Source organism: Acidovorax sp. Root267 (genome assembly GCF_001429215.1).
In the GTDB taxonomy this organism is placed as follows: domain Bacteria; phylum Pseudomonadota; class Gammaproteobacteria; order Burkholderiales; family Burkholderiaceae_C; genus Acidovorax; species Acidovorax radicis.
Window position 1 is genome coordinate 233,759 of sequence record NZ_LMJC01000033.1, and the last position, 12,847, is coordinate 246,605.

General features: G+C 64.3%; 11 protein-coding genes. 5 read left to right on the plus strand and 6 right to left on the minus strand.

Going from position 1 to position 12,847, the window contains the following annotated elements:
• Positions 1-52 precede the first annotated feature (52 nt).
• Positions 53-1,504, minus strand: coding sequence for an aldehyde dehydrogenase family protein (locus ASE39_RS24525; protein ID WP_010461394.1), 1,452 nt, complete (start codon positions 1,502-1,504; stop codon positions 53-55).
• Between the two features lie 137 nt (positions 1,505-1,641).
• Between ASE39_RS24525 and ASE39_RS24530 the strand changes: the two genes are divergently transcribed.
• Positions 1,642-2,604 carry a LysR family transcriptional regulator gene (locus tag ASE39_RS24530; protein WP_057272830.1) on the plus strand — a complete coding sequence of 321 codons (963 nt, stop codon included), beginning with the start codon at positions 1,642-1,644 and terminating at the stop codon, positions 2,602-2,604.
• A 369-nt stretch (positions 2,605-2,973) separates the two neighbouring features.
• On the opposite strand, the gene ASE39_RS24535 is transcribed toward ASE39_RS24530, so the two are convergent.
• Entirely contained in the window at positions 2,974-3,807 is an 834-nt protein-coding gene (locus ASE39_RS24535) for an SDR family oxidoreductase (protein ID WP_050812472.1), read from the minus strand.
• Positions 3,808-3,928: 121 nt separating this feature from the next.
• On the opposite strand from ASE39_RS24535, the gene ASE39_RS24540 reads away from it, so the two are divergent.
• Complete coding sequence (locus ASE39_RS24540) at positions 3,929-4,876, plus strand: SMP-30/gluconolactonase/LRE family protein (protein ID WP_140426128.1); 948 nt, start codon at positions 3,929-3,931, stop codon at positions 4,874-4,876.
• Positions 4,877-4,984: 108 nt separating this feature from the next.
• The gene (locus ASE39_RS24545; protein WP_057272831.1) at positions 4,985-5,932 is read left to right on the plus strand and encodes an aldose 1-epimerase; all 948 of its coding nucleotides are present in this window, start codon (positions 4,985-4,987) and stop codon (positions 5,930-5,932) included.
• A gap of 116 nt (positions 5,933-6,048) precedes the next feature.
• Here the strand turns inward: ASE39_RS24545 and ASE39_RS24550 are convergent, their stop codons facing one another.
• Both ASE39_RS24550 and ASE39_RS24555 read right to left on the minus strand, forming a co-directional pair.
• Complete coding sequence (locus ASE39_RS24550) at positions 6,049-6,483, minus strand: DUF1801 domain-containing protein (protein WP_057272832.1); 435 nt, start codon at positions 6,481-6,483, stop codon at positions 6,049-6,051.
• The gene (locus ASE39_RS24555) at positions 6,480-6,941 is read right to left on the minus strand and encodes an SRPBCC domain-containing protein (protein ID WP_057272833.1); all 462 of its coding nucleotides are present in this window, start codon (positions 6,939-6,941) and stop codon (positions 6,480-6,482) included. Before ASE39_RS24555 ends, ASE39_RS24550 begins: the two co-directional genes overlap by 4 nt.
• 244 nt (positions 6,942-7,185) lie before the next feature.
• Between ASE39_RS24555 and ASE39_RS24560 the strand changes: the two genes are divergently transcribed.
• Both ASE39_RS24560 and ASE39_RS24565 read left to right on the plus strand, forming a co-directional pair.
• Positions 7,186-9,039, plus strand: a complete 1,854-nt coding sequence (locus ASE39_RS24560) for a midcut-by-XrtH protein (RefSeq protein WP_057272834.1) — start codon at positions 7,186-7,188, stop codon at positions 9,037-9,039.
• 306 nt (positions 9,040-9,345) lie between these two features.
• Complete coding sequence (locus ASE39_RS24565; RefSeq protein WP_057272835.1) at positions 9,346-10,482, plus strand: GGDEF domain-containing protein; 1,137 nt, start codon at positions 9,346-9,348, stop codon at positions 10,480-10,482.
• A 540-nt stretch (positions 10,483-11,022) separates the two neighbouring features.
• On the opposite strand, the gene ASE39_RS24570 is transcribed toward ASE39_RS24565, so the two are convergent.
• Together ASE39_RS24570 and ASE39_RS24575 are read right to left on the minus strand one after the other, a co-directional pair.
• Positions 11,023-11,331: a hypothetical protein gene (locus ASE39_RS24570; protein WP_140426873.1), complete on the minus strand. Its 309-nt coding sequence runs from the start codon at positions 11,329-11,331 to the stop codon at positions 11,023-11,025.
• Positions 11,332-11,584: 253 nt separating this feature from the next.
• Positions 11,585-12,625, minus strand: coding sequence for a PIN domain-containing protein (locus tag ASE39_RS24575; RefSeq protein WP_057272837.1), 1,041 nt, complete (start codon positions 12,623-12,625; stop codon positions 11,585-11,587).
• Positions 12,626-12,847: the final 222 nt, after the last annotated feature.

The following is a 12,847-nucleotide window of genomic DNA, read 5'->3' on the forward strand; positions in this document are numbered from 1 at the left end:
ATGGTTGGTTGACGATGGGTTGCGGGATCGGTGACCGGGGAGAGGCTGGGGCTCAGGCCAGCATGTAGCCTGTCTTGACGGTGGTGTAGAACTCGGCAGCGTAGCGGCCCTGTTCGCGCGGGCCATGGCTCGACTCCTTGCGGCCGCCAAAGGGCACGTGGAAGTCCACACCCGCCGTGGGCAGGTTCACCATGGTCATGCCCACCACGGCGTGGCGCTTGAAGTGCATGGCGTGCTTGAGCGACGTGGTGCAGATGCCTGCACACAGGCCAAACGGCGTGTCGTTGGCCAGGGCCAGCGCGTGTTCGTAGTCGTCCGCGCGCAGCACGCAGGCCACCGGGCCAAAAACTTCTTCGCGGGCGATGCGGTGCTCGGGCCGGGCCAGGAACAGCGCCGGGCTCATGTAGTGGCCGGGTGTGGCGCGCTCCAGGCGCTCGCCGCCCCACACATGCTCGGCGCCTTCATTGCGAGCAATCTCCACGTAACCCAGGTTCTGCTCCAGCTGGCTGCTGTCCACCACCGGGCCCATTTCGGTGCCACGCTCCAGCGCGTGGCCCACCTTCAGGCTGACCAGCCGCTGGCGCAGCCGGGCCACAAAGGCGTCGTGCACGCTGGATTCCACAATCAGGCGGCTGGACGCCGTGCAGCGCTGGCCGGTGGAGAAGTACGAGCCCTGCAGTGCGCAGTCGATGGCCTGGTCCATGTCGGCGTCGGCCAGCACGATGAGCGGGTTCTTGCCCCCCATCTCCAGCTGCACCTTGGCGCGGCGTTGACTGGCGGCGCGCAGGATGCGGTCGCCCGTGGCCACCGAGCCGGTGAAGCTCAGCGCGTTGACCAGCGGGTGGTCCACCAGCGTCTGCCCCACCTCGCGGCCACTGCCCATGATGAGGTTGAATGCGCCAGCGGGCAGGCCGCTGCGGCTGATGATCTCGGCCAGCGCCCAGCCACAGGCGGGCACCAGCTCGGCGGGCTTGAAGACGACCGTGTTGCCGTAGGCCAGCGCCGGGGCGATCTTCCAGGCCGGGATGGCAAACGGGAAGTTCCACGGCGCGATGATGCCCACCACGCCCACGGGTTCGCGGGTCACGTCCACCTGCACGCCCTGGCGCACCGATGCCATCAGTTCGCCCGGGATGCGCAGGGCCTCGCCAGCGAAGAACTTGAAGATTTGTCCGCTGCGGGCGACCTCGGCCACGGCCTCGGGCAGGGTCTTGCCTTCTTCGCGGGCCAGCAGGGCGCCCAGTTCGTCCTTGCGGGCCAGCAGCTCGCTGCCGATCAGGTCCAGCACATCGGCACGGCGTTGCGGGGTGCTTTGGCTCCAGGTGGGCAGGGCATCCACGGCAGCCCGCACGGCCAGCTCGGTCTGGTTGCGGTCCGCCCGGGCGTACTCGGCCACCACTTCGCGGGTGTCCGACGGGTTGGTGCTCACACCGGTGGTGGTGCCGATTTCCCACCGGCCGTTGATCAGGTGCCGGGGGCTGAGCTGGAGGTCGCCGAGCTTCATGGAGAGAGGCCTTTGTTGCTGTTGCGGCGAAGTCTATGGAGGATTTTGATATCAATCCAATCATTTTTTAGACAAAATAGATATCTGTCTTCGCATTCTGGAAAACCCCTCCTTCGCTTCCGCCACCCCATCCATCCATGAGCACCTACAACCACTGGTTCATCCGCGCCCGCCTCAAGACGCGCCAACTGCTGCTGCTGGTGGCGCTGGCCGAGGAAGGCAACATCCACCGCGCCGCCCAGGTGCTGAGCATGACGCAGCCTGCTGCGTCCAAGCTGCTCAAGGACCTGGAGGACGTGCTGGAGGTGCCGCTGTTCGAGCGCCTGCCGCGCGGCATGCGGCCCACTTGGTATGGCGAAACCATGATCCGCCACGCCCGCATGGCCCTGGCCAGCCTGAACCAGGCGCACGACGAGATCGGCGCGCTCAAGACCGGCCACTACGGCCAGGTGGGCATCGGCGCCATCACCTCACCGGGCTTGAGCCTGCTGCCCGCCGCCGTGGCGCTGGTCAAGCAGGAGCATCCCAGCCTGCGCATCTCGCTCGACATTGAAACCAGCCCGGTGCTGCTGGAGCGGCTGGAGCAGGGCAAGCTCGACATCGTGGTGGGCCGCCTGTATGAAGAGCACGACAAAGGCAACCTGCGCTACGAGCCGCTGACGGAGGAGCTGGTCTGCGCCATCACCCGGCCCGGCCATCCGCTGTCGAGCATGAGCGGGCTGACGCTGCGCGACGTGGTCTCAGCCGGCTGGATCGTGCCGCCTGCCGGCAGTGTGCTGCGCCATCGGTTCGAGCTGATGTTCCAGCAGGATGGGCTGGCGCCGCCGCTGCACACGGTGGAGACATCGGCGCTGTTGTTCATCACGCGCATGCTGCAGCAGAGCGACATGATTGCAGTGGTGGGGGCGGATGTGGCGCATTACTACGCGGCGCACGGCCTTGTGACGGTGTTGCCGCTGGAGATGCCGTGCCATATGGATGCGTTCGGGATCATCACGCGGTCGGACAGGCTGTTGTCACCTGCGGCCAAGGTGATGATGAGGGCGTTGAAGCAGACGAGTCTGGTGCAGTACGGGCGGAGGCTGGAGGCGGGGGATTGATTTTTTGAATCGAATGGGTTGCTGGCGCTTTCTGGCAAAGCGCTGGCAGCTATTGTTTTTGTAGTCCTTTGTTCTTGCGGACCTGTTCGGGCTGAGCCCGTCGAAGCCGGGGCTTGTGCGCTGGTTTGGTGGTGTGCTTGTGTGGAGGGCGCATGCCGGGCGACTCCCGGCCTCTGCCCTCCAACCAAGCATGCGTTTCAAACCAGCACGCGCCCTGGCTTCGACGGGCTCAGCCCGAGCGGTTGGGGAGTGCGTGCCCCGGCTCCGACAAGCTCAGTCGAACGGACGAGGGCCCCGCAGGAACTGCAAAAACCATAGCTGCCAGCGCTTGATAGAAAAGCGCTGGAGCCTAAAAAGACCTAAAAAAACTCAAACCCACCCCGCATCCACCTTGAACTCCTGCGCCGTACACATCGCCCCATCGTCCGACGCCAAGAACAGCACCATGCGCGCAATGTCATGCGGCCGCAGTTTGTCCGGCAAACACTGGTTCCGTGCAATCTCCTCCTCGCCCTTCGCATCGAGCCACAGCTTGATCTGCCGCTCCGTCATCACCCAGCCGGGCGACACGGTATTGATGCGGATGCGGTCCTGCCCCAGCGTCTTGGCCAGCCCGCGCGTGAGGCCGTTCACCGATGACTTGGCGATCGCATAGCAGGGGTAGCCCGTGCCCTTGCCCTGCCAGCCGGTGGAGCCCAGGTTGACCACCGAGCCGCCGCCCAGCTTGCGCATGCCGGGCACCACGGACTGGATGGCGAAGAAGGCCGGGCGTTCGTTGATGGCCATGCGCTCGTCGTAGTAGGCGGGCGTGACGGATTCCAGCGTGTGGCGGTCGTCGCTGGCCACGTTGTTCACCAGCACCGAAAAGTCGCCCAGCTCGGCGGCGGCCTCGGCAATGCAGGCCTGCAGTGCCCCGATGTCGCGCACATCGCAGGTGCGCCACCACGGGCGCTCCATGCCGGCGTCGGCCAATTGCTGCGCCAGGGCCTCGCTGGCCTCGCGGGCCACGTCCACAAAGGCTACGCGGGCGCCTTGTTCTGCAAACGCGGCCACGATGGCGGCGCCAATGCCGCTGCCGCCGCCCGTGATGAACACCGAGCGCCCGCGCAGGCTGGGAAAGCGCGACAAGCCCTGCGACCCTGCCGCCGTGGTGGTGCTGGAGGAGGAAGAAGAGGGGAGATACGTGTCGGAAGAATGTGACATATCAATATATATATCAATTGATGGTAAAAATATTCATTACAGGCATCAATTGGCGTTGATAAGATGCCGTCCGTCAAGTGCCTGGCAGCAGGCAAGTGCAAAAAAACTACCGGAGACAAGCGTGCACCACCTGGATAACCCCCTCCAACCGCTTGCGGGCGCTGCCTTTGCTACCCCCGTGGCCGGGGCCGTGCGCTGTGTGCAGGCGCTGGGCTGCGAACTGGGCGAAGGCCTGCTGTGGTCTGTGCGCGAACAGGCCCTGTACTGGGTGGACATCCTTGCATGCCACCTGCACCGGTGGGACCCCGCCAGCGGCGCGCTGCAGCGCTGGACCTTTGCCGAAGAAATCTCTGCCTTGGCCGAACGTGCCCAGGCACCGGGCCTCATCGTGACCCTGCGCCGGGGTTTTGCCCTGTTCGACCCAGCCACCGATGCCGCACCCCGCTACCTGCACCAGCCCGAGCCCGAGCGCCCGGGCAACCGCTTCAACGACGGCAAGTGCGATGCGCAGGGCCGCTTCTGGGCGGGCTCCATGGACTTTGCCTGCGAGGCCCCCACCGGCGCGCTCTACCGCTACGACCCCGATGGACGCTGCACGCGCCACGACGACGGTTTTGCCGTGACCAACGGCCCCACGTGGTCTGGCACGGGGCAGGGCACGGCCATGTATTTCAACGCCACCATCGAAGGCAACACCTACCGCTACGACAGCGACCCCGCCACGGGCACCGTGTCGAACAAAACGCTGTGGAAACACTGGCTGCCCGAAGACGGCCTGCCCGATGGCATGACGACCGACGCCCAGGGCCGCGTGTGGATTGCGCACTGGGGCGGCTGGTGCGTCACCTGCCACGACCCCGTCACCGCCGCCGAGCTGGGCCGCGTGACCTTGCCCGTGAGCCAGGTCACCACCTGCGCCTTTGGCGGTGCCGACCTGCGCACGCTGTTCATCACTTCGGCGCGGGTGGGCCTCACCCCCGAGCAGCTCGCTGCCGAGCCCCTGGCCGGCGCGCTGTTTGCGGTGGACACCGACAGCCTGGGCCTGCCGGCCCATCCGTTTGGCGGCTGAGAGCCCTGCACCTGGCATTGCCTGTGTTCCTGCAGGCCCGTCAGCGTGCCGGACAGCCCCCGCCCATCCTGCCATTCCTTTTTTCAACCCTTTTCAGAAAGCCCACCCATGACCGAGGCCTCCCACCCCATCGTCTGGCTGCACCACGCCGGCCAGCATCTTGGCCTGGTGCCCTCGCTGGGCGGCAGCGTTGCGGCCTGGCAGATCGACGACCCGGAGGGTTCGCAGGCCCGCATCGACCTGTGGCGGCCGTGGGACGGCAAGACGCCGGACCTGTACCAGATGGCGTCCTTTGCCATGGTGCCCTGGTCCAACCGCATCAGCGGCGGCGGGTTTGAGCACGCCGGGCAGTTCCACCCCATGCAGCCCAACCGCGCGGGCGAGCCCTATCCCATCCATGGCGACGGCTGGCTGCAGCCCTGGCAGATCACCCAGACAGCGGCCGACACGCTGCAGATGACCTTGCGCTCGCAGCACTTCGACGGCAACCCGTACGACTACGAATGTGTGCAGACCTTCCGCCTGGTGGATGGCGGCCTGGACCAGTCGGTGCAGGTGCGCCACTTGGGGCCAGAGCCGCTGCCCTACGGCCTGGGCCTGCATCCCTGGTTTCCGCGCACGCCTGCCACGCGCATCACGGCCCCGGTGCAGGCCGTCTGGCTGTGCGGCAACGACCCGTTGCCCACGGAGCTGACCCAGCAATTTCCCCCCGGTTGGGACCTGAATGCCGGTGCTTCGGCCCATGGCGGCCTGATCGACAACGCCTACACCGGCTGGGGCGGCACGGCGCAAATCGACTGGCCCGAGCGCGGCCTGCGCCTGACCGCCCACATGCCCGACTTTGCGCAAGACGGCGGCACCGCCCGGCACTACTGCCTGATCTACCGCCCACCCCAGGGCCCCGCCTTTTGCTTTGAACCCATCACCCAGCCCATCGACGCCTTCCACCAGCCCGGGCAGCCCGGCCTGCGCACCCTGGCGCAGGGGGAGGCGACGGCACTGAAGGTGCAGTGGCGCTACCGTAGCGGCGCGGGGGCAGCGGGTTCGGGTCAGTAGATTTTGATAAAAATTGGCCCTGGCGCTTGATGGGTAAAGTTTTATTGCTATTTAAAAAGTAGCAATCAAGCCAGGCCATTCCGCGCAGGCCTTTCGGGCCTGGCTAACGGACCTGACTAATGGGCTGCCCCTGCCGCCCGCGCCGGTTTTGCCTTGGCCTTGGCTCCCTCGGCATTCAAGGCCACCGCTGCACGGATCAGCGCCTTGAAGGCCTCCGCGTCCACGGTGTCCCCTTCGTGGATATCAATCGCGCGCCGGGCGTTGCCATCCAGGCTGGCGTTGAAGAGTTTTGCCGGGTCTGGCAATGAGGCACCTTTCAGAAAGGTCAGCTTCACCGCGGTCTTGTACGACTCGCCCGTGCACAGAATGCCGCTCAGCGACCACACGGGCGTGCCTTTCCACTTCCACTCCTCCACCACTTCGGGCGCCGCCTCGTGGATCAGCTGGCGCATGCGGCCCAGCGCGGGCCCGCGCCAGTCCTGAAGGCTGGCGATGCGCTCGTCGATCAGCGCCGATGCGGGCGGGCCTTCGGGGGTCTTCGCAATGCTCATGGGGTCTCCTTGTCGGTCAATGTGGCCAGCACCGCCTGCAGCCGGTCCAGATTCTGCTCATTGGCGGGGATGACCAGCTCGCGCAGCCTGGCCGCCAGTTCAGCGGTGGCAAACTCCTGCGCCCAGGCCAGGTGGGTGTGGTGTTCGCCGTGGGGGGCCAGCTCCACCGTCAGCGTGAACAGCGGCGCCATCACATGCTCGATCACGATCCGCGCGTCGGGCTCGATGGCGCGGAACACGTTCTCGTTGGGGTAGTGCGTGCCGTCCGGGCCGTGCATCACAAACACCCACCGCCCGCCGGGCGCAAAGTCAAACCGCTCGAACGTGTTGGTAAACCCCGCCGGCCCCCACCAGCGCGCCAGCAGCTCTGGCTGCCGGAAGGCGGCAAACACCTGGCTTGGGCTGGCGTGCAGCAGGCGTTGGGTGGCAAGGGTGGCGTCTGGATGGTGGCTGGGCATGGGCAACTCCCTGGGGTGATGCGGATGGGCTGGCAAATGGCGGCGTCGGGACGCAATGATGCCAGCCAGACCGGGTTAGGAGCGTGCTGCAAGCGTGTTCAGCATGGGGCTTCATGCCCAGGCGCTGTATGGCTTGGGCGGTGCTTCGGGCCACCTCCACGCGCCACATCCGCCCCCGCTTCAGCGATTGTGATAATTTGCAACTATCTCGCCGCCACCCCAACCAACCCAGAGGCATCAACTGATGAACACCAAACCCGGAAGCACTGGCCTGTTGGCACTGCTGGCAATGCTGGTGGCCGCGCTGCCCTTTGCCGCCTCGGCCCAAACGATCTCCAGTGGTGCCCCTGCCGTGGCCAATGTGCCGGTGGACAACCCACTGGCGCTGGTCGCCTTGCTGGTGGCGGTTGCACTGGCCGGGTGGTGGTCGCTGCGCCACAGCCACGGTGTGCGGCGTGTGGTGTCGCTGCTGCTGGTGGCTGCGGTGGCGGGCCTGGCGGGGCAGGGGGCGGGCCTGATGGCGCAGGTTGTCAGCGCGTTCACCCATCCTGCTGGCGAGACCCTGCCCATCACCGTCAGCCCGATCACGGCCGGTGGCTTCACGGGCTTTCAGCCTGCGGACTTCAGCAATAACTCAGGCGCTGCACTGCGGATTGCAGCCATCGCCCCTCCCAACCTGGCCCAGTGTTTTGCCACCAACCCGGCCAACACCTTGCTGCCCCCCGGGCCGCCCACGCCATCGCCCCATCCCGCCTGTGGTGTGGGGGCCATGCTGGCCAACGGCGCCACCTGCCGGGTGGATGTCGAGGCCATCTGCCGCAGCCTCTATGCCTCTGGCGCCACCCTGACCGCCCTCAGCCCCAGCTCCGGCACCGCATCGGGCGGGGTCGGCGTCACGCTGACTGGCACCGGGTTCACCGGCGCCACCAGCGTCACGTTTGACGGGGTGCCTGCAACCTCGGTCAACGTGGTCAACGCCACCACCATCACCGCCGTCACACCAGCGCACGCAGCGGGTGCCGTCAATGTGGTGGTCATCACCCCGGGCGGGGCCGCTCAGCTGGCTGGTGGCTATACCTATCTCACCGCAGCCGTTCTGACCAGCAGCAGCCCCAGCTCCGGCACCGAATTGGGCGGGACTGCGGTGACGCTGACCGGAACCGGGCTGACCGGCGCCACCAGCGTCACCTTTGGCGGCCTGCCTGCAAACTCGGTCACCGTGGTCAACGCCACCACCATCACGGCCGTCACGCCCGCGCACGCCGTGGGTATGGTGGACGTGGTGGTCACCACCCCCGCCGGGGCCGCCTCGCTGGTCAACGGCTATACCTATCTCACTGCAGTCGTGCCGAGCACACTGACCGCCATCGGCCCCAACTCCGGCACCGCATCGGGCGGGGTTGGCGTCACGCTGACCGGTACCGGGCTGACCGGCGCCACCAGCGTCACGTTTGACGGGGTGCCAGCAACGTCGGTCAACGTGATCAACTCCAGCACCATTACAGCCGTCACACCCGCACACGCGGTGGGTGTGGTGGACGTGGTGGTTAATACCCCCGCCGGGGCGGCCCAGCTGACCAACGGCTATACCTACCTTGCCACCGCTGTGGGGCAAAGCAGCGGGGGCGGCGTGATCGCGGTGATCAATGGCGGGTTGAACAACCTGATTGCGGCCACGGCGGACAACAACACCGGGATCGGGTGGGGTGGCTTCGGCACGGCCGTGGGGCCGGGTGCGCAAAGCGACACCGACGGCGCCAGCAACACCGCCGCCGTCGGAGCGACCCTGGGTGCGGGTGTTTATGCCGCACAACTGTGCAGCACCTACCAGGTCGATTCGCAAGGCAATACGCCCTGCCAGCCGGGCAACATCTGCTACAACGACTGGTTCCTGCCCGCCCGCAACCAGCTCGCGGCGCTGTATACCAACAGGGTGGCGGTAGGCGGCTTCACCAACGCCCTCTATTGGAGCTCCACCGAGGGTTCGGCCTCGCCCACGACCGACGCATGGATCAATGATTTTTCCATCGGCAATCCGGTGACACTTCCCAAGACCCAAAACCTGCAGATGCGGTGCGTGCGCGCCTTCACGCCTTGAAGGGCAGGGCGCACGCTGCAGATGGCCATCGTTTTGAGTGAAATATGGCTCTAGCGCTTGAAGAATAAGCGCTATTTGCTATTAAATGGTGAGCAAACAACCCTGGGCAAATAAATGCAGAACCCCGGGTGGCCCCGGCCCGTGGTTCAACCGCTTGCTGCCCATTGAGCCTGCCCCTACCTTCAACGTCATCCTTTGCAGCGCGTAGTTTGCAGGTGGCGGTGCATGGCGTCCCTTCATGCTTTAACGCCCTGGCCTGCGCACCCCGTCCCCAAACCGGAACGATTCCGGCAAACTGGCACGACCATGAACGTGCTAGACCCGCGTACCGCCATCGTGTTGATCAGCGCCATGAGCGCGCTGATGGCCCTGGTGCTGTGGGCCCTCAAGCGCAGCTACCCGCCCAGCATCCAGGGCCCAGGCCGATGGGCGCAGGCGCTGCTGATCATCGTGGTGGGCGGCGTCTTGGCGGCATCGCGCGGCCAGCTGCCTGAAATCCTCACCACGGCCGTACCCAATTTTCTGCTGAGCTGGGGCGTGTATGGCCTGTACGCAGGTACCCAGCGTTTTCATGGGGTGCGCCCGGCCACGTGGCGCTGGCTGGGCACCATTGCCGCCGTGGTGCTGGGCACGATGTGGTTCACCTGGGGCGACCCCAACTACGCCGCACGCCTGCGCCTCATCACCGCACTCATGGCCGTGATGTTTGCGGTGCACGCCTGGTTCATCGTGCGGCAGGGCATGGGCAGCTTTTCGCGCTGGCTCACGGTGGGGGTGCTGGCGTACATCGCCGCGATTCAGCTGGTGCGGCTTGCCACCACGTTCTTTCTGCCCACGGGCGACACCATCCTGAACGCCACGCCCCAGCATGCGCTGTTCATCGCCAGCTTTTCCGTGTCCATCCTGCTGTTTTCGGTGGGCGCCGTGCTGATGGCCGGCGACCGCCTGCGGGCCGAGCTGGAGTTGCTGGCCACCCGCGACTCGCTCACCAACACCCTGACCCGGCGCTACATGGACGAGGCCTGCGCCATCGAGCTGGAGCGCAGCCACCGCACCGGCCAACCCCTGGCCCTGCTGATGATGGACCTCGACCACTTCAAGTCCATCAACGACACCCACGGCCACCAGGCCGGCGACCGCGTGCTGGTGGAGTTTGCCGCCAAGGTCCAGAGCCGTTTGCGCAACAAGGACCTGCTGGGCCGCTTTGGCGGGGAGGAATTCGCGCTGCTGCTGCCCAACACCCCTCTGGACGCAGCCCTTCAAGTGGCCGAGCGCATCCGGGCCGCTTGCGCACCCCACGGCAAGGAGGTGGGCTGCACCGTCAGCATCGGCGTAACCCTGAGCCTGCCGCAGAACGACTCCATGGACAAACTGCTGGCGCGTGCGGATGCGGCGCTGTACCAGGCGAAGAACGCGGGGCGGAATCGGGTGGTGGCGGGGTGAGGGGGCTCTCTGACGAGGGGCAGAAGTGGGGCGCTTTCGGCCTGCAACGACCCATGGAGGAAATCCGGCCGATGACCTCCCGGCAGCGGTTGCTGTCATCCGCGCTTCGTCGTTGAACGCGTACTATCGGCCAGAAGCGGTCTTAGGCGAAGCCCGGCGCGACACATTCGAATCTTCATATGATCTACCTAGCAATCACTTCCGAGGGCCTCTCCCAAGCGCTGCGTGTAGCAGGGAATGATGACGCGGTATGGTGTGGTGCCGATGCGATTTCAGAGACGGCATGGGCCGCGTTACCCGCGCCGAAATGCACTCGTTTTGTTCACGAGTTAAGGGATCGAGTTCTGCTGGATGACGCTTTAGGCACCATTGAAGAGCATCACCCCGGGCAGACCATTTGGATCGAGGCGACATCTCCTGCATGACCAATAGCGGCCAGTGGGGCGGCTGAAAGCGGGCCCTCAACGTCGGCGGTGACCGGACTGCAACATACGCTGCAAAGCGGCAGCTCGAAGTTGCAGGTTCGCGTCGAGCAACCAGTTATCCATGGCGGTCCCCGGAGTACTTGTTCAGAAGCGCGTGGACCTCGCGCCGCTCCTTCCACCAGAAAAACACTCCAACGGCGAGCGCTACGGCGATGGCCGCCATAAGGATAAGAAAGCCTATCCAGTTGAACTCCACAAGCCAATGCGTCCGATACATGTCGAGGGGTTGCCCAGCCCGAACTTTCTCGATTGCGATGAGGATCATTGCAACTATTCCACCGACCCCTGCGGCCCCGCCTAACCAAATGCCTGCAATCAGCAACCACGATGGCCGAGTTGGTGGTGTCTCGTTGTGTTCTGTCATGGACAACGTTTGAGGTAAGCGGCAGAACCCGGTAGAAGTGACTTGCAGCGTAGGTTGTGAGCGGATGGCTGTTTACGCTGGCAAACAATCATAGGCCGAGCCGGACGCGCAGCCGTGCCGTTGGTTGGAGGATCACTGCTGTCGGCCATGAACGGTCGTTCGATGGTGTCTCAGAGGCTGTATGGCTAGGACTTTGCCTGGCTTGTTAAGAGGTCTGAGCGATCCTGGGTTGCATTCGTAGTGGTGCGGCTCGCTACGTGTCCAAATTGTCCCAGTCGTCACCGAGCATCCAACGAATTGCAGAGAGCTTCCCGTTGATCATGCCCCACTCGAAATCCGACCAAGGACCTACATTTTCTGGGCCAAGTCGCTTTTCGACCTTGGCAATATTCTTGGCTGCAACGGGCAGGATCGAATCGATGATGTACTTTTCATGGTTCCTCCGATCCTTGGCGATCAATTCATCCCATTGGGCTTTGGTCACGACCTTCAGTTTGTGATTCTTGATCTGCCACAACATGTACTGATATCTGTTGTAGCGAACCTGATCATCGAGCAGGGTGTGCGCCTGCAGCAACTCGGAGATCGAGCGGGGCTGTTGCTGCAGATCAAGCCATTCGACTTCGCTCACGAAGGATGGGTCGATCTTCCGCAAGCACGCTGCCAGATTGTTGAAGTACATCGTTCTAATCTTGCTGAACGATGCAGCAATGTCGGGATGAGGCAACCTGTGATCCGTCGCCGAACTGAAGTCATGCACGTTGTCAGTTACGAACGCGAACCGATCTCCACGCACCTTGACCTTAGATGCGTCAAGGAATGTTTCCAAGATCACCGCATCTGCAATCGAGATTTTGTTCTGATGGCAGGGCGCCTTTCTGTCGAGCTGACGGCCCGCAGCCCTCGCCATCACGGATTCGCTTGCCTCAATTACCTCGGCCTCATTAAACAGTTTTTCAATTGTGCTGAAGGTGTCGTCTGCCGGCATGCCGAGCTTTGGAAGCTTGTGGTTCAATTCATCAAGATGCTTGAGTACAAGCTTCGTTGTCTTCTGGTCGCCCCCAACCTTATTGATCGCTTTGCGGACCTCATTTACTTGAGACGTAAAACTACGCGATGCCGCCTTGGCTACGCGCTCGCGGTTCCGATTGAACTCGTCGATGACAAGCCGCGGAACGATAAGTCGCATCTTCTTCAATGCAACGAGGCCACGGACCACCTGAAGCAGCGGCGTGAGCTTGTGATCCTCTGCCAGCTTGAGCCAGACCGAGGTGTCGATCAGTACGTGAAACATGGTCGCTAGTCTAGAAGAGTCCCTGATGCTCTTGACTGGCGACGAATCTATCCCAAAGCAACGGCCGCAATGGGCCCGAAACCGCCTTTCCATCTGCTCGAAAGCGGCCATTCAATGGGGTCACGGCCGGTCAGCGCGACGTGGGAGGTATGCTGTTCCGCTTGCAACCGCGATCCTTGAAGGATTTCGCCAATGCTGGACTGGTCAATGTGCTGATAAACA

Bases quoted from the DNA above. Each gene is read 5' to 3' on its own strand.
- ASE39_RS24525 (WP_010461394.1), bottom strand. From the start codon at position 1,504: ATGAAGCTCGGCGACCTCCAGCTCAGCCCCCGGCACCTGATCAACGGC.
- ASE39_RS24530 (WP_057272830.1), top strand. From the start codon at position 1,642: ATGAGCACCTACAACCACTGGTTCATCCGCGCCCGCCTCAAGACGCGC.
- ASE39_RS24535 (WP_050812472.1), bottom strand. From the start codon at position 3,807: ATGTCACATTCTTCCGACACGTATCTCCCCTCTTCTTCCTCCTCCAGC.
- ASE39_RS24545 (WP_057272831.1), top strand. From the start codon at position 4,985: ATGACCGAGGCCTCCCACCCCATCGTCTGGCTGCACCACGCCGGCCAG.
- ASE39_RS24550 (WP_057272832.1), bottom strand. From the start codon at position 6,483: ATGAGCATTGCGAAGACCCCCGAAGGCCCGCCCGCATCGGCGCTGATC.
- ASE39_RS24555 (WP_057272833.1), bottom strand. From the start codon at position 6,941: ATGCCCAGCCACCATCCAGACGCCACCCTTGCCACCCAACGCCTGCTG.
- ASE39_RS24560 (WP_057272834.1), top strand. From the start codon at position 7,186: ATGAACACCAAACCCGGAAGCACTGGCCTGTTGGCACTGCTGGCAATG.
- ASE39_RS24565 (WP_057272835.1), top strand. From the start codon at position 9,346: ATGAACGTGCTAGACCCGCGTACCGCCATCGTGTTGATCAGCGCCATG.
- ASE39_RS24570 (WP_140426873.1), bottom strand. From the start codon at position 11,331: ATGACAGAACACAACGAGACACCACCAACTCGGCCATCGTGGTTGCTG.
- ASE39_RS24575 (WP_057272837.1), bottom strand. From the start codon at position 12,625: ATGTTTCACGTACTGATCGACACCTCGGTCTGGCTCAAGCTGGCAGAG.